Consider the following 20,730-nt stretch of genomic DNA (forward strand, 5'->3'; position numbering starts at 1 on the left):
TGCCCGCGGGCCGGCGACCGGAGGTCACTTCGACCAGGTGATGGGGGACTTGTCGTAGCCGTCGCCGTTGGCGTAGCTCGCGCCCGCGACGGCGGCTCCCTCGCGGGCTCCCTGCAGCACGCACGTCTCGTACTTCGCGCCCGCCGTGGTGAAGTCCTTCTTCGCCGTCTCCGACTCGCACTGCTTGGTGTCGCCGCTGATGATGACGCCGGTGCCCTTGCCGTCCGCGCCGAGCGCCCGCAGGCTCAGCGAGCTGTAGGACAGGTCGGTGCCGCCGACGTTCTCCACGGTGACCCTGATGTAGAACGGCGTGATGCCCTTGGCCTTCTCGCCGAAGGCGGTCAGGTCGGCGTTGGCGCCCTGCTCGATCGCCGTTACGGTGATAGCGATCGTGCCGTTCTTGTCGGAGCCGTACTTGAACGGGATCACCGCGCGTTCGCCGACCTTGAGCTTCGTGCCGGGCGCGGTGACGTCACCGGCCGGTGCGTCTTCGGCGGTGGTGGTGGCCGAGCTCTTCGGCGCGGCGCTCGACGTGGTCTTCTCCGTCGCCTCGGTGGTGAAGGCGGGCGCGGCGGTGCCCGTGGTGGCGTCGCCGCAGGCCGAGAGCAGGAGCGCGAGCGCGCCCACGGAAGCGACCAGCGTGCGATTGACGTGCCTGAACGACTGCATGGGCCGCACCGTAGCCACGATCGGTCCGGCCCACTGTGGGCCGTTCGCACCACAGGCGCCTGTGCCGCCCGCCACAGCGGGCGGCACAGGCGTCCGGGCCCGCGTCCGGTCCCGTTGTTATGCGTAACGTCCCACTAGGTGGCGCACAGACCGCAGTTCGGGCCGACGAACTGAGCCTTGCTCGCCTGGTCGCCCTTGAGGTGCCACTTGAGCCAGTGCCCGCCGACCCGGCCGAACTCACCGCCGTTGGGCTGGTCGAACGTGCCGAAGTGCCCGACGTCGAGGTTGCCCATGAACGCGGGCAGCCCGGCCGGCAGCCGTCGCCAGTCGTCCATCGCGTTCTCGTAGGCGATGTCGGTCGGCCCGCCGATGAAGTAGGCGATCGGCACGCGCAGCCGCTGCAACAGGTAGTTCTGCGAGTCGTTGAGCATTCCGCTGTTCCACAGCACGGTCGTGGTCAGCCGCGGGTCGGCGGCCACCTCGTAGGTCTCGATGCCGCCGCACGACTGGCCCATCACGGCGATCTTGGTGGTGTCGATCCGGCCGTAGTACTTGCCGGTGCGCCTGGAGTTCTCGGCGATCGCCCAGTCGATGGAGTCGACGAGCATGTCCGAGTCGGTCGAGCCGGTGCCGCCCGGCCGGCCGTTCGCGATGACCAGGAAGCCGTGGGAGGCCCACTCGGTCAGGATGTTCTCGAACCACGTGCCGTCCGCGCGGCACGCGCCGTTGCCCCAGGCCACGATGGGCAGCTTGACGCCCGTGGGCAGGGTGTTGGGCCGGTAGATCGTGTGGTTGGTCAACCGGAGGGTCGTCTCGTAGCCCGCGGAGTAGGGCCCGGATCCGCCCATGACGGAGGGCGGCGCCCCGGCTTCGGCCGCCGCGCCGACCGGGCCGGTGGTCGTCGCGGTCAGCACCCCGGCCAGGGCGAGGACGGTGAGAATCGCACTGCGCAATCGCATGGTTTCTCCATCGGTGGCGTGGGTGGGATTGGTGCGGCGCAATCGGAATCTGGCGCACCGCACCCACCCGCGGCCAGCGAGGACGCGGGGGACCGGCGGAACCACCGATGTCCCACCGGCGCCACCGCCGAGGAGGCGGGAGCGCTAGCCGTCACCGCGCGGGTGGTCGTACCCATTTGGCGCGGGGAACTCCAGCACGACCTGCGTCACCTGGTCCGGTCGCGAGTCGAGCAGGTCGTAGGCCCACGCCGCGTCCGTGAACGGCACGACGTGCGACACCAACGGCCGCAGCAGCAGGTGTCCCGCCACCGCCAGGTCGATGACGGTGGCGTTGAGCCGTGCCCTGTCCCACCGGTGCGCGAGACCGGGCGCGACGCCGGAGATCTGCGAGCAGACCAGATCGACCCGGTTGTGGTGGAACTCCTCGCCGAGGAACAGGCCGCGCGCCTCGCCCTGGTAGAAGCCGCCCGTGACGACGCGCGCGTTGTACGCGACCGTGCGGACGGCCTCGTGCAGCGCCTCGTGGTTGCCGCTGACCTCCAGGGCGACGTCCGCGCCCCGGCCCGCGGTCAACGCGCGGACCTGCTCGGCGATGCCGCCCCCGACGGCGTCCAGCACCACGTCCGCGCCCAGCGCCCGGGCGAGCTCCAGGCGGTCCGGGAGCGGGTCGACACCGATCACCCGCGCGCCGTTGCGCCGGGCGAGCTGGGCGACGATCTGCCCCACCACGCCGAGGCCGAACACCACGACGGTCTCGCCGACGTGGATGTCGGCGTCCAGCACCACGTTGAGCGCGACCGAGCCGATGTGGCTGAAGATCCCCAGCACCGGGTCCGCCGCCGGGTCGAGCAGCCGTGCCGCCGCGTACCCCTCCTCCACCACGGTGGTCGAGCGGTGCCCCCACACGCCCCACACGACCTGGCCTGGCCGGACCGCGGTGACCCCGCCGCCGACCTCGACCACCTCGCCGACCTCCTCGTACCCCACCACCGCCGGGTACGCGACCGCCGGGCGACCCGGCACGAACAGGCGCGCGCCGGGATCCCACGTCTTCACCACGTGCGCGTTGGTGCCGCGGTACTGGGTCAGCTCGGTGCCCGCCGAGATCCCCGAGTACAGCGTGCGCAGGCGGACGCCGGTCGCGTGCAGCGGCGGGTCTGGCTCCTCCGTGATCGAGACGCATCCGGGCGCGTCCAGCCGCACTACCGTTCCCATCGCCGCCCTTCCGGTTCACGCGCGAGGACGTCCAGCAGGAGCGCCGCCGTCCAGCTGAAGTGGTCGGAGCCGAGACCTTCGCCGGTCACCGGGTGGAAGTACTCCCGGAACCCGGCGCCGGAGACCAGACCGACCATGTCGGACGCCAGCCGTTCGGCGTGGCGGGTCTCGCCGTGCGCGAGCAGCGCCCGCCACAACAACCACGTGGTGTTCAGCCACGTGGGGCCGCGCCAGTACCGGCGCGGGTCGGCGTCGGGCGCGGTGAGGTCGTAGCTGGGCACGCCGCGCACGCCCGGCGCCGCGAACGCCGGTCCGGTGAGCGTCGCCAGCAGCGCCGACCGGTGCCCCCCGGGCAGCAGCAGCGGCACGAGGCCGGAGACCGTGCGCTTGGCGAGCCGACGTCCGGTGCGCGCGTCGAGCGCCACGTAGCACCCCAGCGCCGGGTCGAACAGCCGCGTGTGGACCTGGTGCGCCAACTCCCGCGCCCGCTCGGTGTGCCTGCCCGGGTCGACGCCGACGCGCCGGGCGAGCGCCGCCAACGCGTGCTCCGACCAGGCCAGCACCGCGCAGAACAACGGGTCCACGGCGCAGAACGGCAGGCTGAGCAGGTCGTCGTCGGCGTAACCGCGGTCGCGGTAGGCGGCGACGATGCCCATGTAACGCGCGTAGTCGTCGTCCGTCGGACGGTGCCCGGCGTCGGCGTGGCGCAGGTCGCGCCGCAGGACCGTGATGTCGTCGGCCAGGCCGGGGTCGACCGCGCCGAGCGGCTCGTCCCACGCCGGGCTGTTGTCCAGCCCCGACTCCCACGGGTGCACGATGCCGACCAGCCCGGACGCCACGCGTCGCCGTTCGAACAGGTAGTCGTGCAGGCGCGCGAGCCGCGGGTACAGGCGCCGGACGGCCGCGTCGGTGGCGTGACCGGGGTGGCGTTCGGCGATGGCGAGCACGGCGGCGGCGTGCACCGGCGGCTGGACCAGGCCCGTGGTCGACACCCCCGCCGGTGGCCCGTGCGGCGGCAGCGGCCGCCAGAACGCCGGACCGGGGAAGTAGGCGTCCTCGGGCACGGCGGGGTTGAACACGATCTGCGGCACCCTCCCGTCGGCCCACTGCGCGCCGTGCAACGCGGTCAGCTCGGCGAACGCCCGCCGCGGGCTCAGGTGCGCCTGGCCGATGGCGATGAACGCCGAGTCCCAGCTCCACTGGTGCGGGTAGAGCGCGCTCGTCGGCACGGTGGCCGACCCGCGCCAGTTCCGCAGCAGGGTCGCGGCGGCCTTGCGCCGCAGGTCGGCGATGTCCGGCGCGCGCGGCTCCGGTGTCGTCCCGATGGTCACCACCTCATCCGCCCGCCTGGCGCAGCACGCCGACCGCCGCGGGTAACGCGGAGTCGGCCGGACCGGACAGGCGGCACGCGACGCTCGCCCACCCCTCGTACCCGGCGGCGTCGAGCGCCGCGAAGAGCGACGGCCAGTCGACGTGGCCCGCGCCGGGTTCGAGCCCGTTGGAGTCGGCGAGCTCGACGTGCCCCAGCCACGGCCCGGCGGCCAGCAGCGCGCCGGCGGGGTCGGCTTCCTCGATGTTCATGTGGAACGTGCCCGCCGCGACCCGCGCGGACCCCAGCGCGCGGCACAGCTCCACCCCCTGCTCGAGCGTGTTGACGGGCTGGCCCTCGTAGCGGTTGACCGGTTGCAGGCACAGCGACAGGCCCTCCCGCGCGGTCCGCTCGGCGAGGCGGCGCAGGCCGTCGGTCAGCAGGCCGTGCGCTGGCGAGCCGTGGTCCGGGGTGTCCGGTGTGGACGAGCGCGGCAGCGGCACCCGGCGTGCGTCGGACACCGGCACCACCACTGCCAGCGCGCCCAGCGCCGCGAACGAGGACACCTGTCGATCGACGTCGCCGACGTGGGGCGGCACGTCAAGGCGCACGGAAGGCAGCACGACACCGTGGCCGGCCGCGCGCTCCAGCCCGGCCCGTCTGGTCTCGAACGCCTCGCCGCCCCGCGTGCGCAGCGCGATCCCGGCGAAACCCGCCGACTGCGCGAACTCCCACTTCTGCTCGATCGAGGCGCCCGGCAGCAGCTGCTCCTGACAGGCGATCTTCCACTGCGGCATGGCCGACATTAATCCCGTCATCAGTCAAAACGACAATGCGGTATCCCGATCCCTGTGTGGTCCGATCGGCGAACGGCGTGCCAACACCCCTGCTGCGGGCCCGAAGTCACGTCCGGATTGGCGGTTGTCACGGGACAAACCCGGGTGTTCAGTGACGCCACCGGACACCCGGCCCTGGCCCGTGAGAGGTCGCGGACCACCGGAAGGGAGCAACCATGACCCGACGTGGACTGCGCGTGCTCGCCGCCGCGGCGCCTGTCGCCCTCGTGCTGTCGGCCTGCGGCAGCGGCGATCCCGGTGGTGGGGCGGACGGCCCGCTGGTCTTCTGGACCATCGAGGACACCGCCGACCGGGTGCGCGCCCAGGAACGCCTCCTGGCGCGGTTCACCGAGCGGACCGGCATCGAGACCGAGGTGGTCGCGGTCGCCGAGAACCAGCTCACGACCGTGCTGACCTCGGCCGCCGCGTCCGGCGAGCTGCCGGACGTGATCGGGTCGATCTCGCTGCCGATCATGAGCCAGTTGCGCACCGACGACCTGCTCGACACCGAGGCGGCCAAGCAGGTCGTGGCCGGCCTCGGCGCGGACACGTTCGCGCCGCAGTCGCTGGAGCTGACCCGCGAGGGCGACGCGCAGCTCGTCGTGCCCAGCGACGGGTGGGCCCAACTCCTGTTCTACCGCAAGGACCTGTTCGCCGCGGCCGGGTTGCGGCCGCCGACCACCTACGACGCGATCCGGCAGGCCGCCGAACGGCTCGACCAGGGCGACGTCGCCGGGATCGCCGTCAGCACCACGCCCGCCGACGTGTTCACCCACCAGACGTTCGAGCACCTCGCGCTCGCCAACGGCTGCGGGCTCGTCGGGGACGACGGGCAGGTGGCGTTGCACAGCCCCGAGTGCGTCGGCGCGTTCCAGTTCTACACCGACCTCGTCACCCGGCACTCGGTGGCGGGCAACCAGGACGTCGACACCACGCGGGCCACGTACTTCGCGGGCAGGTCGGCGATGGTGATCTGGTCGTCGTACCTGCTCGACGAGCTCGCCGGCTTGCGGAACGACGCGCTGCCGACGTGCCCGCAGTGCCAAGCCGACCCGACGTTCCTCGCGCGGAACACCGGCGTGGTGGCCGCGCTGAGCGGGCCCGATGGCGGTGAGCCGACCACGTTCGGCGAGACCGCGTCGTTCGCCGTGCTCAAGGACGCCGCGACCGACGACGCGAAGAAGCTGGTCGAGTACCTGATGACCGACGGGTACCGGGACTGGCTGGCCATCGCGCCGGAGGGCAAGGTGCCGGTCCGCGCGGGCACCAGGGACAACCCGCGGCAGCACGTCGAGGCGTGGCTGGGGCTCGACGTCGGCGTGGACGCCAAGGCGCCGCTGGCGCAGTTCTACGACGCGGAGACGTTGCGGGTGGTGCAGGAGAGCCCGCGCAGCTTCAGCCGGTGGGGCTTCACGCAGGGCAAGGGGGAACTCGCGGGCGCGGTCGCCGGGCAACTGGTCGTGCCCAAGGCGTTGGCCGAGGCGGTGAACGGCGGCGGTGACGCGCCCGCGGCGGCGCGCAAGGCGAGCGAGCAGGCCGCCACGCTCGCCCGGGAACTCGGCGAGTAGCGGGTCCGCGGTGGCGCGAACGCTGAGGCGGCACGACGCCCGCACCGGGTTGCTGCTGCTCACCCCGACGCTCGTGATCGTGCTCGCGGTCGTGCTCGTGCCGGTGGCGTGGTCGGTGCTGATCGCGTTCCAGCGCGTGCGGCTGATCGACGTGGGCCGCACGGGGCTGTTCGAGAAGCTGACGCTGGACAACTTCGCCCGCGTGTTCGCCTCGGACGTGCTGTGGGACAGCCTGCGGACGACAGTCGTCTACACGGTGGGCTCGACGGCCCTCGCCGTGGTGCTGGGGCTGGTCGCGGCGCTGGCGGTGCGGCGACCGTTCCCCGGCCGGTCGTTCGTGCGCGCCGCGATGCTCATCCCGTACGTGGCGCCGGTCGTCGCGGTCACGTTCGTCTGGCGCGTGCTGCTCAACCCGGAGTTCGGCATCGTCAACAGCTGGGGCAGGCGGCTGTTCGGGTGGGAGGACCCGATCGCGTTCCTGTCGCAGGCGCGCGGCGAGATCACGGTGCTCGGCCTCGACGTGCCGGTGCCCACCGCGCTGCTCACCGTGATCGCGTTCGAGGGCTGGCGGTACTTCCCGTTCGCGTTCCTGTTCCTGCTGGCCAGGTTGTCGGCCCTGCCGGGCGACCTGGAGGAGGCCGCGACCGTGGACGGCGCGACGCCGACGCAGCGGTTCCGGCACGTCGTGCTGCCGCAGCTGATGCCGGTGATCGCGGTGCTCGTGGTGCTGCGGACGATCTGGACGTTCAACGAGTTCGACGACGTCTTCCTGCTCACCGGTGGCGCGGCGGGCACGGAGGTGGTGAGCGTCCGGGTGTACGAGCTGCTGACCGTGCAGCGCAACGTCGGCGCCGCCGCCGCCCAGTCCGTGCTGCTGGCGTCGGTGCTGGTCGTGCTGCTGAGCGCCTACCTGTGGTTGCTGCGGCGGCGGGAAGGGGCGAGGACGTGACCCGGGACGGGTTCGAGCGGGCGGTGATCGCCGTGCTGCGGCCGGTGGTGATCGGGTGCTTCCTGATCGCCACGCTGCTGCCGTTCTACTCCATGCTGATGCTGTCGTTGCGGCCGATCGAGGACCTGTTGCGGCGGCCCGACTCCTTGCTGGTCGACCTGGGCGAGCTGACCCTGGCCACGTACGCCGACGTGCTGCGGCCCGTGGCGGAGGGCGGTCAGGGGTTCCTGAGCCTGCTGGGCACCAGCGCGATCGTGGCGACGGCGTCCGTGGCGCTGGCCTTGGCGATCGCGATCCCCGGCGCGTACGCGGTGAGCAGGCTGGAGTTCTTCGGCAGGCGGCACGTCAGCTCGCTGTTCCTGGTGGTGTACCTGTTCCCGAGCATCGTGCTGGCGATACCGCTGTTCGTGCTGCTCACCCGGATGCAGCTGCGCGGCTCGCTTCTCGGCCTGGTGCTGGTCTACATCGCGCAGACCGTGCCCGTGGCGATCTACATGCTCAAGAACTACTTCGAGACGATCCCGGCGGGCGTCGAGGAGGCGGGTCTGGTCGACGGCCTGAGCCGGGTCGGCGTCATCCGCCGGATCAGCCTGCCGCTGGCCGTGCCGTCGGTGATCGCGACCGGCATCTTCGTGTTCATGATCGCCTGGAACGAGTTCCTGTTCGCCCTGCTCTTCCTGGTCGAGCGGCGCGAGAGCTGGACGGTCTCGCTCGGGCTCGCGCAGCTGTCGGGCAGCATCGAGGTGCCCACCACCGTGCTCATGGCCGGGTCGGTCGTCATCACCGCGCCGGTGGTGCTGCTGTTCTTCCTGACCGAACGGCTACTCTCACAAGGGCTGACCAGCGGCGCGGAGAAGGGCTGAACGCGGTGGTGGCAGCGGGTCCGACACCTGCGGCGAGGAGGGAACCCCGGGTGGGGCGCAGCGGGTTCACGGCGTCACCGGGCGAGATCCTCGCGCTGGTCCGGTCAGGTCGTGTGAAGACGCGCAAGGACCTCCAGGAACTCACCGGCCTGTCGCGCTCCACGGTCGCGCTGCGCCTCAGCCAGCTCATCTCCGCCGGGTACATCCGCACGGTCGAGCAGCGGCGCGGCACGGCGGGGCGACCGGCCGAGGTGCTCTCGTTCGAGGAGAGCGACAAGCTGGTGCTGGCGGCCGACCTCGGCGCCACGCACGCGCGGTTCGCGCTGACCGACGCGGGCGGGCGGATGCTGGGCGAGCGCACCGAGGACCTGACGATCGGCCAGGACCCCGACGTGGTGCTGAAGCTCGTCATCCGGCGGTGCCGCGAGCTGCTGAAGGGCGCCGGTCGCGATCGGGACCGGCTCGCCGGGGTGGGTGTGGGGCTGCCCGCGCCCGTCGACTTCCGGACCGGGCGGCCCGTGCAGCCGCCGATCATGCCCGGCTGGCACGGGACCGCGGTGGCGAAGACGCTCGCCGACGCCCTCGGGTGCCCGGCGTTCGTGGACAACGACGCCAACCTGCTGGGGCTGGGCGAGGTCCGCGAGCGCTACCCGGACGTGGACAACCTGCTGTTCGTGAAGGTGGGGACCGGGATCGGGGCCGGGGTGATCCTCGGCGGCCGGCCCGAGCGGGGCGCGACCGGCCAGGGCGGCGACATCGGCCACATCCGGATCGCCCGGCCGGTCGACGGCGCCCGGTGCCGGTGCGGCGCGACCGGATGCCTGGCCGCGCACGCGAGCGGGGCGGCGCTGGCCCGTCAGCTCACCGAACGCGGGATCGAGGCGCGGACCAGCCGTGACGTCGTGCGCCTCGTGCTGGAGGGCAACGCGGACGCGATCACCTTGGTCCGCGACGCCGGACGGCTGCTGGGCGAGGTGCTGGCGACGGCGGTGGCGCTGCTCAACCCGACCGTCGTGGTGATCGGCGGCGACCTCGCGCTCGCCCGCGAACACCTCCTCGTCGGAGTCCGCGAGCGGCTGTACGAGCGGACCGTGTCGGCGTTGACCAGCAGCTTGGCCGTCGTGCAGAGCCGGCTCGGCGACCGGGCGGGCGTCCACGGGGCGCGACACATGGTGATCGACCAGGTCTTCTCGGCCGAGGCGGTCGACGCGCGGCTCGCGCCGGAAGGCTGACCCGCGTCGACGGCCGGGCGATTTCTCGAGTTCGAGGGAGAGCGATGCCTGCTATCAGTCGGACCACCTGCGCCGGGCGACCGGCCTGGTTGGTGCGGACGGCGTGGAACGCGATGCTGTTGTCCGTCGCGGACGGTGGGGTGGTGGTGCTCGACCACTGGGGCGGCGACGGCGGCGGTCTCGGCGGCGACTCGTACCTGCCGCACACGCCGTGGAACCGGCCGTCGCAAGCCCACTTCCTCGACGGCGTGCCGCTGGCGTACTCGGTGCACGGAGATCCGGCGTTCAAGGAGCCGGGGCTGGTGGTGGTCCGCGAGGACGGCTCGTCGGTGTCGCGGTTGTCGTTGCGCGAGGACCACGTCTCGGACGACGTGCTGCGGCTCGTGTTCGAGGACCCGGGTTCGGGTCTCGTGGTGGAGCACCGGTTCGCGGTGTCGGTCGAGCACGGCGTCGTGGTGCGCGACGTGCGGGTGGAGAACCGGGGCGCGGCGCCGTTGCGGGTGGAGCGGATCGCGAGCGCCGTGCTCGGCCTGCCCCCGGCGCGCTACGAGTCGTGGACGCTGCACGGCCGGTGGGGCGACGAGTACCAGCTGACCCGCCGCGAGCTGGCGCCGGGCAAGGTCGTGGTGGAGAGCAGGCGCGGGTTCACCAGCCACGAGGCCAACCCCTGGTTCGCGCTCACCCGGGTGGGGGAGGAGGGGCCGGTCTGGTTCGGGGCGCTGGCGTGGAGCGGCAACTGGTCGATCGTGTTCGAGACCGAGCGCAACGACGCGCTGCACGTGGTCGCGGGCGTGAACCCGTTCGACTCCGCCTGGCACCTCGAACCGGGCGAGAGCTTCCGCACGCCGTCGCTGGTGTGCGGGTACAGCGACGGCGGCCTCGACGGAGCCGCCCGGCTGATGCACCGGTACCAGCGCGACCACGTGCTGCCCGCACGGCACCGCGACACCCCGCCGCCGGTGCACTACAACACCTGGCTGGCGACGTCGTTCGACGTGGAGGTGGGTCACCAGCTCCGGCTCGCCGCGCGGGCGGCCGAACTCGGGGTCGAGCTGTTCGTCGTGGACGACGGCTGGTTCCGCGGGCGGACCGACGACCACGCCGGGCTCGGTGACTGGGTGGTCGACCCGGTGAAGTTCCCCGGCGGCCTGGGCGAGCTGATCGACGAGGTGCACCGGCTGGGGATGAAGTTCGGGATCTGGCTGGAACCCGAGATGGTCAACCCGGACAGCGACCTCCACCGCGCCCACCCGGACTGGGTGCTGCACCTGCCGGACCGCGAGACCACGTCGTCCCGCAACCAACTCGTGCTCAACTTCGCCCGGGACGACGTGCGGGAGGGGGTGTTCGGGCAGGTGCGGGCGCTGTTGGGCGAGCACCGGATCGACTTCGTCAAGTGGGACCACAACCGGCCGTACACGGAGGTGGGCTGGCCCCAGGCGCCGGTGGCACGGCGGCGCGAGGTGTGGGTGCGCCACGTCCGCGGTGTCTACGAGGTGATCGCACGGCTGCGCGCGGAGTTCCCCGATTTGATGGTCGAGACGTGCGCGGGCGGTGGTGGGCGTGCCGATCTGGGCATGCTCGGGGTGGCCGACATGGCGCAGGTCAGCGACAACACCGACCCGTCGGACCGGTTGCGGATGCAGTACGGGTTCAGCCGCGCCTACGCGCCGAGGGCGATGGTCGGGTGGGTGGCCGACGCGCCGGAGCCGACCACCGGCCGCACCAGCCCGGCGGAGTTCCGGTTCCACGTCGCGATGCAGGGCGTGCTGGGGATCTCCGGCGACATCCTGGGGTGGGGCGAGGAGGAGCGGGCGCGGGCCGCGGGGTTGATCGCGCGGTACAAGCGGGTGCGGCCGACGATCCAGGACGGTGACCAGCACTGGCTCGTGCCGCCGTCGGACACCGGGCCGTGCGCGGTGCAGTACGTGTCCCGTGACCGGGGTGAGGTCGTGGTGTTCGTGTACCAGGTGCGCGGGGTGGCGGGGGAGGGGCCGCGCCGGATCCGGTTGCGGGGGTTGGACGCCGAGCGGCGCTACCGGCGTTCGGGCGACGGTCTCGTCACGACCGGGGCCGCGTTGATGGCCGTGGGGCTGCCTTCGGCCTTCCCGCCGCCGCCCGCGCCGGGGCACACCGAGGACTGGCGGAGCCGGATCGAGGTCTGGCACGGGGTGGAGGAGGAGACCAGGTGAAGGTGGCGTTGATCGGGACGGGGTACATCGCCGGCCGGCACGCGGCGGCGTTGGCCGGAGCGGGGGTGGAGATCGTCGGTCACGTCGGCCGGTCCGGGGCCGAGCAGGCCGCGGCGCGGTGGGGTGGTCGGGCGTATCGGGACACCGCGGATCTGCTGGCGCGGGAGGAGGTGGACGCGGCGTGGGTCTGCGTTCCGCCGGCTGCGCACGGCGAGATCGAGGACGCGCTCATCGCGGGCGGTGTGCCGTTCTACGTGGAGAAGCCGGTGGGCACGGACTCGGCCGGGCCGCGTCGGGTGGAGACGGCGTTGCGCGAGAGCGGGGTGATGGCCGGCGTCGGTTACTACTGGCGCGGTATGGAGGTGATCCCCGAACTGCGCCGGATGCTCGCCGAGACGCCGCCGCACCTGGTGCGGGCCGCCTGGCACGGCCTGGTGCCGCCGGCGCCGTGGTGGCGGGTCGAGGCGGAGAGCGGTGGGCAGGTGGTGGAGCAGGCCACGCACTTGTTCGACTTGGCGCGTTTTGTGGTGGGCGAGGCGGAGGTGGTGCACGCGGTGGGGCGACGTGCGGCGCTCGCGGACCACCCCGGGTTGGACGTGGCGACGGTCAGCGCGGCGACGCTCGCGTTCGACTCGGGGGCGGTGGGTGTGTTCACGGCGACGTGCGTCCTGCACGGCACCGTGGACGCCGGGATCGAGTTCTTCTGCGAGGGGCGGAAGTTGACGTTGACGAGCAAGGTGCTGAGGCGGGAGGACGCCGACGGCAGCCACGAGGTGCCCGTCGGCCGCGACCCTCTGGTGATCGCGGACGAGCGGTTCTTGAGCGCCGTTCGGCAACAGGACCCGACCCTGCTCGTGTGCGACTACGCTGACGCCGTGCGCACGCAGGAACTCTGCTGCAGGGTCCGGGACGTGGCCAATCAACCTACCTCGTCCTAACCACCGCGACCGTCCCGCGTGTCCTACGTCCAGAACGCGCGTGTCGCACGTTTTGCCATGGCGCCCTTTGAGTGCCAGGCGCGACATCCACAGGGACGTCGATCACCGTCAGCCTGAGTTGCCACGGGCCGAGGGCGTAGAAGGTCTTCCGGAGGCGGCCCTTCCTCGCGGCGAGCGTCCCGTGGACGCAGTGGCAGCAGCTGATCATTCACACCGGGTGGACGCGGCCCGAAGTCCTGATCGCCGCCCTCGAACGGCGGGTGACGCTGCGGTGGGCCACGGTCGCCACAGCCCTGGGCGGCACGGTGTCCGAGGACGACGGCACCGGCCCACTGGACCGGCCCGGCACCGCCGCCACCTCCGCGACAGGTCCGCCCACCCGGCAGGGGGACCCATCCGAACCCGAGGTCAGATCGCCGCGGGAGATCGCGTTGCGGATGCGGACCGGCTGAGTTGGCGGGTGACCGGTCCTCGGCTTGCCGTGAGCGGACACCGGCAAGCGGCTGCGGCCAGCCGACCGTGACGGCGAACCACCCGACGGTGACCAGGGCGACCGCCGCCCGACGTACCGGTCACGGCGGCACTGGTCACACCGCCGGACATGTCGAAGCCCGGTCGGGTGAGGCGGGTTCCCGATGGGCTTGGGCGGTGAGCACGTTCGCCTGTCGCGCCGGACACTCGCAATACCAGGGTTTCGCTCTTGATCCGGGGCGCATGTCAGGTCGTCCGGGTCTGAGCTCCATTTCAACGACGAGGTGACCGATGTTCCGTAACGCCCGCGTGGTCGGCGTGGCCATCGCCACGTTCGCCGCGGCAGCCCTCCCGCTGATGACCGCCGCACCGGCCCAAGCCGGGCTTGTGGACTGCGTCCAGGTTCTGGATGAGGAGGGTTACAAGGTCACCAACGCTCATGCTGAGGCTTGCGCCGAAGGGCGGAACAACAACCGCGCCAAGTGCGAGGCCATGCTCCGCGAACTCGACGTTGCGGCCAAGGACGCGAGTCTGGCGTGCGAGCGTGCGTACCCGTAGAGCGCCCGCGTCGCTTACGTCCGCACCGGTTTCCAGCCCTGCCGCACCCACAGCGAGATCTCCCGCAGCGACGCGACTTCGGGTTCATTCCGTGCCGACCGCACGGGTGGCCCACAACAGCGTGACGCGGCGCTCCAGCGTGGCCGGGACGATCCGGTCGCGGGTCCATCCGGCGTCGGGTCCGGTCGCGCCCCACACGGCGGCGTCGTCGGGCGGGGGTGGGGTTGGTGGTCTTCGTGTCTGGGGGGCGATCACTCGACTGGGCGAAGAATGCAACCTGGGACAACCCGAATCGCATGTCTCACGTTAGCCGGATAAAACGGCCGGCCCGGCGGCGACCACGAGTGGGCCGGTGCGGTCGGTGGGGTCAGTGGGGCGGTTCCTGGAGCGTAGGGGGCGGGGTGGGCGCGGGCGTGCCGAGGATGCCGGCGGTGAAGCCCGCCGCGGTGGCCAGGTCGCGCGCGGTGTCGGCGTGGGTGTTCGGCAGGAGCACGAGGGGGTAGCAGTCGGACTCGATGTCGAGCACGGCGAGGGTGGTGCCGGTGGCGCGGAGTTCGGCGCCTGCGCGGTCCAGGAAGTCGTAGGCGGGTTGGTCGTCGGTCAGGTCGCCGAACCAGGTCCACGCGGCCGGGTCGGTGGGGCTGGAGCGCAGGGTCCGCAGTTGGGCGACGATCTCGCCGGCCGCCTCCTTCCAGTCCACCTCGGCCAGCAGGTCGTGGTCGGTGAGCGCGTCGACCAGGGCGATCCACGCCAGCTCGGGCACGGGCTCGTCGATGCCCCGTTCGTCGAGGCGGTCGGCGTGGGTGTGGAAGTAGCCGTCGGGGTCGTCGTGGGCGCTGGTCACGAGGTCGGCGACGGCCGGAACGTCGGGGGCCAGCAAGGCGGCCAGTGCGACGAGAGCGTCGCGCGTGGTTGGCGGCACGTTCGACCTCCGCAGGGTGGGGAGTTGTGATCGTAGCAATCACTTGACCGGTTCATGCTTGGTGGCGGTGTCGACGATCGTCTCGCAGTGCAAGGTCGACCGGATCTTCAACGGCCGCAAGGCGCCAGGGCGACATCCCGGCAGGCGACCGTCTACTGAGGACAGAGGATCGGTGGCTGCGGTCCGTCCGCGTGCGGTTGGGTGCGGATCGAGCGGTTGCGGCGCCAGAGTTACGGGTGGTGGTGAACCGTTGCGCTAGGCTCGACGTGGGGTTCGGTGACATCGATGGACGACGCGAAGACGGGTGATGTGGTGGGGCGGCGGTTCGCCGTGCTGATCCGCGGCCTGCCGGGCACGGGGAAGACGACGACGGCGGCCCTGCTCAGGGACGCGCTGCCACCCTCGGTCCGGGTGTCGAACGACTCCGTCAGGTACATGGCGCACCCGCGCGACTTCACCGCCTTCACCCTGGAGGCGTCCGAGCTCGCGTGCCTCGACCTCGCGCTGTCCTATTGCGACAGCGGGTTCCTGCCGGTGGTGGACGGTGTGTTCGAGGACCTCGACTTCCTGGCGGGCCAGGCGTTGCGCTTCGAACGGCGCGGCTATCAGCTCATCACGATCTCGCTGGCCGCCGACGTGGCGGACCTGCTGCACCGCAACCTGCTCCGCGACCCGCTCCAGCAAATGGACGAGGCCCGGATCCGTCAGCTGCACGAAGCTTTCCGGCCGATCGGCGTGTCCCTGGGCATCCGGGGGAAGCTGCCCGAGGAAGTCTGCGACGACGTGCTCGACATCATCGACCTCGAACGGACCGAGGGCCCGTCGGTCGAGGTCGATGATCACGAGGTCGACCTGCTCTTCCTCCGCCACGGCGAGCCCGACCACGCTGGGGAGGCGTTCGGGGTGGGGCTTTCCGCGCTCGGCCGGGCGGAGGCGACGGCTGCGGGCGCGGCGGTCCGGAGGTTCGCGCCGGACGTCGTGGTCAGCTCGGACTCCGCGGTGGCCTGGGACACCGCCAGGCTCGCGACCGCGGGACTGGACGTGACGGTCGAGCGTTCCGAAGCGCTGCGGGACAACGCGTCGGACGAGTCCCACGAAGCGGCCCGTGCGTTGTCGTTCTTCGACGACCTGCCCGCGCTCCACGCCGGCAAGCGGGTGCTCGTCGTCGGCCACGCCGGGCCGCATTCGTGGCTGGTGGGGCGGGCGCTCGGGGGCGACTTGGACGACGTGCGCCGAGTGCCCTGGGACACCGGCTGTTTCAGCCGGTTCACGCTGTCGGCCGGGCAGACCCGGCTGGAAGCGATGAACGTGCCGCCCAGTTCGGTGGTCCCCGGTCGGCGACTCGGCGCAGTGTGACGAGTGGTCCAGCGCCAACGGCGCGGTGGGACGACGCCACAGTCACGGTCGGTGGATGGTGAGGGTGGTCGGCCCCGCCACGTTCGCGACCCCGCCGGCCAGGCACTGGGCGATGTTCGGCGTCACCAGAGTGATCACCTGCACCGCGCCGGCGGGCGCGAAACCACCGGAGGTGATCACGCCGGTGTTCGTGACCACGACCTGACCGGCCACCGCGCTGGAGGTGACGTTGTACTGGAACTCGCTCGACGCCACCGTCCCGCCCCAGGTGAACGTGCGCAGCGCCGACCCGGAGTCGAACAGCACCAGGCAGGACGCGGTGAGGCTGAACGTCTCGCTGTAGGTCGCGGTCACCGCGCCCGCGTTCGTGCACGTGGGGTAGGTGCCGCTGACGGTGATCGTGACCGGGCGCGCGGTCAGGGTGAGCGGCGGGTCGAAGGTGGTGACCTCCGTGCCGACGCACGTCTGCTCGACGGCCAGGGCGTGGGCGGGCACGGCGGACAGGCCGAACGCCGGCACCGCGATCAGGGCGAGGACGAGTCGTGACAGTCTCATGGTCGGACCTTCGCCGCGGCCGCGGCGCCGTTAGCCGGTCCCGGCGGGCACCACCCGCTCGACCGGGCGACCCACCCGAATGGCCGTCGGTCGAACACAGGATGTCAGTGCGCCACACCGTCCCTACGTTCGGGTGATGACCAACGACTGGATCGGCAGGCGTGCCCTGTTGCGGGGCACGGTGGCGGCCGGCGTCATCACGGCGTTCGGCACGGGCACGGCGGGCGCCGCCGTCCCGGGGTTCTACAACCCGTTCACCGGCTACCGGATCACCGGCACCTGGCAGGACCACCTGAACAGCGGCTCGCTCGGCGGCATCGACTACGGGATGGCCGTCGGCACCCGGCTGCCGGCGGCGGGCGGCGGTGTGGTGACCAACATCCCGAACAACGGCACGGGCGGCCACACCGTCACCATCCAGCACGACAACGGCTACCGCACCCAGTACCTGCACCTGTCGCAGTTCCTGCTGGCCAACGGCACGCGGGTCGGCACGGGCGGTGTCGTGGGGTTGTCCGGCGGCGCGGTCGGCGCACCGGGGTCGGGCTCGTCGACCGGACCGCACCTGCACTGGCACATGGTCAACCCGAGCGGTACCCGCATCAACCCGCTGCTCTACGTCGGCAGCGGCAGCGGCCTGCCCAAGACGACGACCGAGCAGGACGGAGTCCCCGGCCCGACCATGTGGAAGCGAGCGCAGAACTGGCTGCGCATCGAGCAGGGGTACACCGGTCCGATCGACGGCGTGCCGGGGACGAACACGTACGCGGCGTTGCAGCGGGCGATGCGGGCGCACGGCTACGCGGGCCCGATCGACGGTGCGCCCGGTGCGAACACGTGGGCGGCGGTGCAGCGGTTGGCGGCGCGGTGGGGCTACACCGGCCCGATCGACGGTGTGATGGGCCCGAACTCGTGGCGCGGCTTCGCGCGTTTCCTCAACCAGGACCAGTACGACTGAACCGTCATCCGCCGAACGCGGCGAGCAGGTGCCGTCGCACCGGAGAGGGCGTGGCGGGCAGGACGAGCGAGGTCGTGAGCACCGGGTCGGCGAGCCGGCGGAACACGATGCCCGGCGCGGGCGGCAGGTCGGTCACCCGGTAGACCACCGTCCACGACGGCGGCCCCGACGCGATGTCCGCCAGGGTCCGCTGGAGCGTGGTGAACGGCGGCCCGGCCGGCGGCACGTGGCCCGACGCCCGCAGTGCCGTCGTGATCAGGTCGTGGAACGGCGGGTTGTGCTCACGGGGAGCCAGGCGCAGCGGCAGGTCGGCGAGGTCGCCCAGGTGCGGTCCGCGGCGGTCGGCCAGGGCGGCGGGCAGCGCCAGGTACAGCGGATCGGTCCACACCGGCACGACCGTCAGCCCCGGCACGTCGGTCGCCGCCCGCACCAGGGCCGCGTCCAGCGCGCCGTCCCGCACGGCGGCCAGCCGTCGCGCCGGCGGCGACTGGTCCGGCCGCACCCGCAGCCCTTCGGCGTCCAGCCTGGCCAACGCGCGGTAGAGGCGTTCGCCGGAGCCGTTGACCGTGCCGAGCCGCACCACGCCCTCCGCGCCGGACGCCACCCGTGCGGCCACCTCACGGGTGCGCCGCACGGCCGCGAGCACGGCCCGCGCCTCGGGCAGCAGGCGTTCACCGGCCGCGGACAGCCGCACCACGCGACCGCCGCGGTCGAACAGGGTCACGCCGAGCTCCCGCTCCAACCGCTTGACCTGCTGGCTCACCGCCGACTGCACGATGTGCAGCCGCTGCGCCGCCCGCCCGAACCCGCCTTCGTCGACGACCGCCAGGAAGGCCTCCAACTGCCGGAACTCCACGCCCCTCGATCCATCACGTCCGGTGATCCCCGCCATCGTCAACCGCTCCTGGTTCGCGCGTTGTTCCCGCGCTTGACTCGGGGCATGTCAACGATCACCGTGATCCCCGCCGACACCGCCGAGGTCGTGGCCCTGTCCGGCGGAAGCGCGTTCCGACTCCTGGCCGACGGCGGCGCGTTCGGCGTCAACCGGCTCACCCTGGACGTCGGCGCGGACGGCGCGAAGCCCCATTTCCACGCGCGGTCCAGCGAGCTGTTCTACGTGCTCGACGGCGTGCTGGAGTTCCGGCACGGGGCGACGACCACAGTGGACCGCGGCGGGCTGGTCATCGTGCCGCCGGGCGTGCCGCACGCGTTCGGCGCGGCGCCGGGCCACCACGCCGACGTGCTCGTCGTCCTCACGCCGGGTGTCGAGCGGTTCGGCTACTTCCGCCACCTGGGCCGCATCGCGCGTGGCCTGGACACGGTCGAGGCCCTGCGGTCGGAGCAGGACCGCTACGACGTCCACTTCACCGGGTGAGCGGGAACCCCGCCCGGGCGGACGGGGTTCCCGCGCCGGGTCAGGCGTTCGGGTCGAACGGGATGCCGCTCGGCTTCGCCTGCGCGAGGTTGTAGGCGAACGCGCCGTCCTTGATGGCCAGGCTCGCGCTGCCGAAGTTCGCGCTCACCAGGATGTCGCGGACGCCGGCGGGGAAGCGGTCCCAGCTGACCAGGTCCGGGTACTGCCACGTGCCGTAGTGGTTCTCCGGCTGCTCGCTCGCGCCCGCGAGCCGGAAGCAGTGCGTGCTCAGGCCGTCCTTGTGGTAGACGATCTTGGGGTGCGTGCCCTCCCAGGCGACCTGGGAACGCAGGTAGGTCGAGTACTTGCCGTGCGCGGACGTGGAGACGTACTGGGCCTGGTCGCCGCTGACCCACACGATGACGTGCTCGATGTCGTGGCGGTGGCCGCAGCAGTCCCAGCCGGCCACGGCCTGGTCCTTCTCGAAGTACAGGTCGTAGAGGTAGGCGCACCAGTTGTTGTTGCACTTGGAGCGCGAGTAGGAGTTCGTGTTGTCCAGGTCGGACTGGTCGCGGCACTGGCCGTTGAGGGCTCCGGAGTTCTTCAGCCCGGTGGCCACCGCCCCGGACGGCGAGATCGCCGGTGTCGGGTAGCAGCCGTCGGTGTCGTAGTCGAACGCCGGCTGCCACTTGCCGTCGGCGGCGGTGTAGTTCGCGGGCAGGGCCTGTGGCGGCTCGGCCCACGCGGCTCCGGGCACGAGCACCGCGAGCAGAGTCGCGCCCACGAGCGCGCTCAGCAGTCTCACGGTCGTCCGCCTGGTTCGGGAAGGGGTGCGGGACGGGTCGGTCAACTGGGCGGTCACGACGACCATGCCCTCCATCCGGTGTCGACTGGCACGGCGGCGGAGCGGCCGGTGTCGCGGAGATCATCGGCCGGCACCGAGGTTCCCGGCCGGGGCGTGACGTCGTCAACCCGCCGATGGTCGCGGCGAGGCGAACACGCGGCGAACATCGGCGGACCGGGTGGCGGGGGCCGCCACCCGGGTCACCGCACTAGTTGAACGGGTTGTCGTAGAACGCGCCGCGGGAGACCGGCGTGGCGGTCGAACCCGAGAAGTGGAGCCCCTCGTAGACCAGGCCGATGTTCTGCACGACGCCGGCGTAGGGCAGGTCGACGTTGACCACGCCGGACAGGCCGTGCCCGCCCCCGCAGGCCTCCGGCCGGTAGCCGTCCTCGCGGGAGTACCACTGGTGGAAGGCCCCGTTGACGTTGACCGTGAGCTTCGTGCTCGTGTAGCTGGACTGGCGGCACAGCGTCAGGTCCAGCCGGTAGAGCGAGTTGCCGTCGTCGAACCGGACCGTGCCGACCAGCCGGCCGACCAGCGTGGTGTAACCGCCCGAGTAACCCCTGAGCTGGATGTCCACCGGTTGCGCGGGACCGTAGGTCGCCTGCGCGGGCGTGGCCGTCAACGAGGCGCCGAGGAACACGGCGGACGTGAGGGCGAGGAAGGTGGTGAAGCGTCTGCGTAAGCCGCTGCTCCGAGACATGCGAGCACTCCTTGATCAGGATGGGCCGCGCTCACCCCGGCGAACGCGGCGGCGGATGGTGGTCGGAGCAGGGTGGACGCCGAACCGCCCCGCTCACCAGCCGCTGTCCAGGCGCAACCGTGAAGTTGGCCTGTTCGCGGCAGTGGTGTGCCGCCGCCGAGAGCCGGTGGCGCTCGCACGAGTGGACCGGGTTGCGGAACGTTGCGCAAGAAGCGTGCCCCACGACGGGGGGTTTCGCGTCGGAATGCCGCTGTGCCGGCACGCGCCGGATCCCGGCGC

Annotated in this window: 21 protein-coding genes; 11 read left to right on the forward strand and 10 right to left on the reverse strand. The window is 72.1% G+C overall.

The window, feature by feature from the left end:
* Positions 1 to 24: 24 nt before the first annotated feature.
* The 5 genes from LNK82_RS18305 to LNK82_RS18325 all read right to left on the reverse strand — a co-directional run bounded on the left by LNK82_RS18305 (position 25) and on the right by LNK82_RS18325 (position 4,970).
* The gene (locus LNK82_RS18305; RefSeq protein ID WP_230568211.1) at positions 25 to 669 is read right to left on the reverse strand and encodes a hypothetical protein; all 645 of its coding nucleotides are present in this window, start codon (positions 667 to 669) and stop codon (positions 25 to 27) included.
* Between the two features lie 134 nt (positions 670 to 803).
* Positions 804 to 1,628 carry a poly(ethylene terephthalate) hydrolase family protein gene (locus tag LNK82_RS18310; RefSeq protein ID WP_230568212.1) on the reverse strand — a complete coding sequence of 275 codons (825 nt, stop codon included), beginning with the start codon at positions 1,626 to 1,628 and terminating at the stop codon, positions 804 to 806.
* A 144-nt stretch (positions 1,629 to 1,772) separates the two neighbouring features.
* Complete coding sequence (locus LNK82_RS18315; protein WP_230568213.1) at positions 1,773 to 2,843, reverse strand: zinc-dependent alcohol dehydrogenase; 1,071 nt, start codon at positions 2,841 to 2,843, stop codon at positions 1,773 to 1,775.
* A complete protein-coding gene (locus LNK82_RS18320) occupies positions 2,831 to 4,174 on the reverse strand; it encodes an MGH1-like glycoside hydrolase domain-containing protein (RefSeq protein ID WP_230568214.1) in 1,344 nt (447 codons plus the stop codon). The genes LNK82_RS18315 and LNK82_RS18320 overlap by 13 nt, the downstream gene beginning before the upstream one ends.
* 4 nt (positions 4,175 to 4,178) lie before the next feature.
* Positions 4,179 to 4,970, reverse strand: coding sequence for a sugar phosphate isomerase/epimerase family protein (locus tag LNK82_RS18325; protein ID WP_230568215.1), 792 nt, complete (start codon positions 4,968 to 4,970; stop codon positions 4,179 to 4,181).
* Positions 4,971 to 5,164: 194 nt separating this feature from the next.
* Here LNK82_RS18325 and LNK82_RS18330 point away from each other — a divergent pair, with 194 nt between their 5' ends.
* The 8 genes from LNK82_RS18330 to LNK82_RS18365 all read left to right on the forward strand — a co-directional run bounded on the left by LNK82_RS18330 (position 5,165) and on the right by LNK82_RS18365 (position 13,759).
* Positions 5,165 to 6,556, forward strand: coding sequence for an ABC transporter substrate-binding protein (locus LNK82_RS18330; RefSeq protein WP_230568216.1), 1,392 nt, complete (start codon positions 5,165 to 5,167; stop codon positions 6,554 to 6,556).
* A gap of 10 nt (positions 6,557 to 6,566) precedes the next feature.
* The gene (locus LNK82_RS18335; RefSeq protein WP_230568217.1) at positions 6,567 to 7,505 is read left to right on the forward strand and encodes a carbohydrate ABC transporter permease; all 939 of its coding nucleotides are present in this window, start codon (positions 6,567 to 6,569) and stop codon (positions 7,503 to 7,505) included.
* Positions 7,502 to 8,368 (forward strand): carbohydrate ABC transporter permease, encoded by an 867-nt coding sequence (locus LNK82_RS18340; protein WP_230568218.1) that lies wholly within the window; start codon positions 7,502 to 7,504, stop codon positions 8,366 to 8,368. Before LNK82_RS18335 ends, LNK82_RS18340 begins: the two co-directional genes overlap by 4 nt.
* Positions 8,369 to 8,418: 50 nt before the next feature.
* A complete protein-coding gene (locus tag LNK82_RS18345; RefSeq protein WP_230568219.1) occupies positions 8,419 to 9,600 on the forward strand; it encodes an ROK family transcriptional regulator in 1,182 nt (393 codons plus the stop codon).
* A gap of 44 nt (positions 9,601 to 9,644) precedes the next feature.
* Complete coding sequence (locus tag LNK82_RS18350; RefSeq protein WP_230568220.1) at positions 9,645 to 11,792, forward strand: alpha-galactosidase; 2,148 nt, start codon at positions 9,645 to 9,647, stop codon at positions 11,790 to 11,792.
* Positions 11,789 to 12,730, forward strand: coding sequence for a Gfo/Idh/MocA family protein (locus LNK82_RS18355; protein ID WP_230568221.1), 942 nt, complete (start codon positions 11,789 to 11,791; stop codon positions 12,728 to 12,730). Before LNK82_RS18350 ends, LNK82_RS18355 begins: the two co-directional genes overlap by 4 nt.
* 260 nt (positions 12,731 to 12,990) lie before the next feature.
* Positions 12,991 to 13,182: a hypothetical protein gene (locus LNK82_RS18360; protein ID WP_230568222.1), complete on the forward strand. Its 192-nt coding sequence runs from the start codon at positions 12,991 to 12,993 to the stop codon at positions 13,180 to 13,182.
* A 310-nt stretch (positions 13,183 to 13,492) separates the two neighbouring features.
* On the forward strand, positions 13,493 to 13,759 hold the full coding sequence (locus LNK82_RS18365; protein ID WP_230568223.1) for a hypothetical protein: 267 nt from the start codon (positions 13,493 to 13,495) through the stop codon (positions 13,757 to 13,759).
* Between the two features lie 367 nt (positions 13,760 to 14,126).
* Here the strand turns inward: LNK82_RS18365 and LNK82_RS18370 are convergent, their stop codons facing one another.
* Complete coding sequence (locus LNK82_RS18370) at positions 14,127 to 14,681, reverse strand: DUF6630 family protein (RefSeq protein ID WP_230568224.1); 555 nt, start codon at positions 14,679 to 14,681, stop codon at positions 14,127 to 14,129.
* A gap of 285 nt (positions 14,682 to 14,966) precedes the next feature.
* On the opposite strand from LNK82_RS18370, the gene LNK82_RS18375 reads away from it, so the two are divergent.
* A complete protein-coding gene (locus LNK82_RS18375) occupies positions 14,967 to 16,037 on the forward strand; it encodes a histidine phosphatase family protein (RefSeq protein WP_230568225.1) in 1,071 nt (356 codons plus the stop codon).
* 42 nt (positions 16,038 to 16,079) lie between these two features.
* Here the strand turns inward: LNK82_RS18375 and LNK82_RS18380 are convergent, their stop codons facing one another.
* Positions 16,080 to 16,592 (reverse strand): hypothetical protein, encoded by a 513-nt coding sequence (locus LNK82_RS18380; RefSeq protein ID WP_230568226.1) that lies wholly within the window; start codon positions 16,590 to 16,592, stop codon positions 16,080 to 16,082.
* A 136-nt stretch (positions 16,593 to 16,728) separates the two neighbouring features.
* Here LNK82_RS18380 and LNK82_RS18385 point away from each other — a divergent pair, with 136 nt between their 5' ends.
* Positions 16,729 to 17,550 carry a peptidoglycan DD-metalloendopeptidase family protein gene (locus LNK82_RS18385; protein WP_230568227.1) on the forward strand — a complete coding sequence of 274 codons (822 nt, stop codon included), beginning with the start codon at positions 16,729 to 16,731 and terminating at the stop codon, positions 17,548 to 17,550.
* Positions 17,551 to 17,554: 4 nt separating this feature from the next.
* Here the strand turns inward: LNK82_RS18385 and LNK82_RS18390 are convergent, their stop codons facing one another.
* Positions 17,555 to 18,406 (reverse strand): LysR family transcriptional regulator, encoded by an 852-nt coding sequence (locus LNK82_RS18390; RefSeq protein WP_230568228.1) that lies wholly within the window; start codon positions 18,404 to 18,406, stop codon positions 17,555 to 17,557.
* A gap of 84 nt (positions 18,407 to 18,490) precedes the next feature.
* Between LNK82_RS18390 and LNK82_RS18395 the strand changes: the two genes are divergently transcribed.
* Positions 18,491 to 18,925: a cupin domain-containing protein gene (locus tag LNK82_RS18395; RefSeq protein ID WP_230568229.1), complete on the forward strand. Its 435-nt coding sequence runs from the start codon at positions 18,491 to 18,493 to the stop codon at positions 18,923 to 18,925.
* A gap of 40 nt (positions 18,926 to 18,965) precedes the next feature.
* Here the strand turns inward: LNK82_RS18395 and LNK82_RS18400 are convergent, their stop codons facing one another.
* On the reverse strand, positions 18,966 to 19,709 hold the full coding sequence (locus LNK82_RS18400; RefSeq protein ID WP_230568230.1) for an NPP1 family protein: 744 nt from the start codon (positions 19,707 to 19,709) through the stop codon (positions 18,966 to 18,968).
* A 247-nt stretch (positions 19,710 to 19,956) separates the two neighbouring features.
* Complete coding sequence (locus LNK82_RS18405; protein ID WP_230568231.1) at positions 19,957 to 20,451, reverse strand: hypothetical protein; 495 nt, start codon at positions 20,449 to 20,451, stop codon at positions 19,957 to 19,959.
* Positions 20,452 to 20,730 lie beyond the last annotated feature (279 nt).

The organism is Saccharothrix luteola (genome assembly GCF_020859565.1).
Lineage (GTDB): Bacteria > Actinomycetota > Actinomycetes > Mycobacteriales > Pseudonocardiaceae > Actinosynnema > Actinosynnema luteola.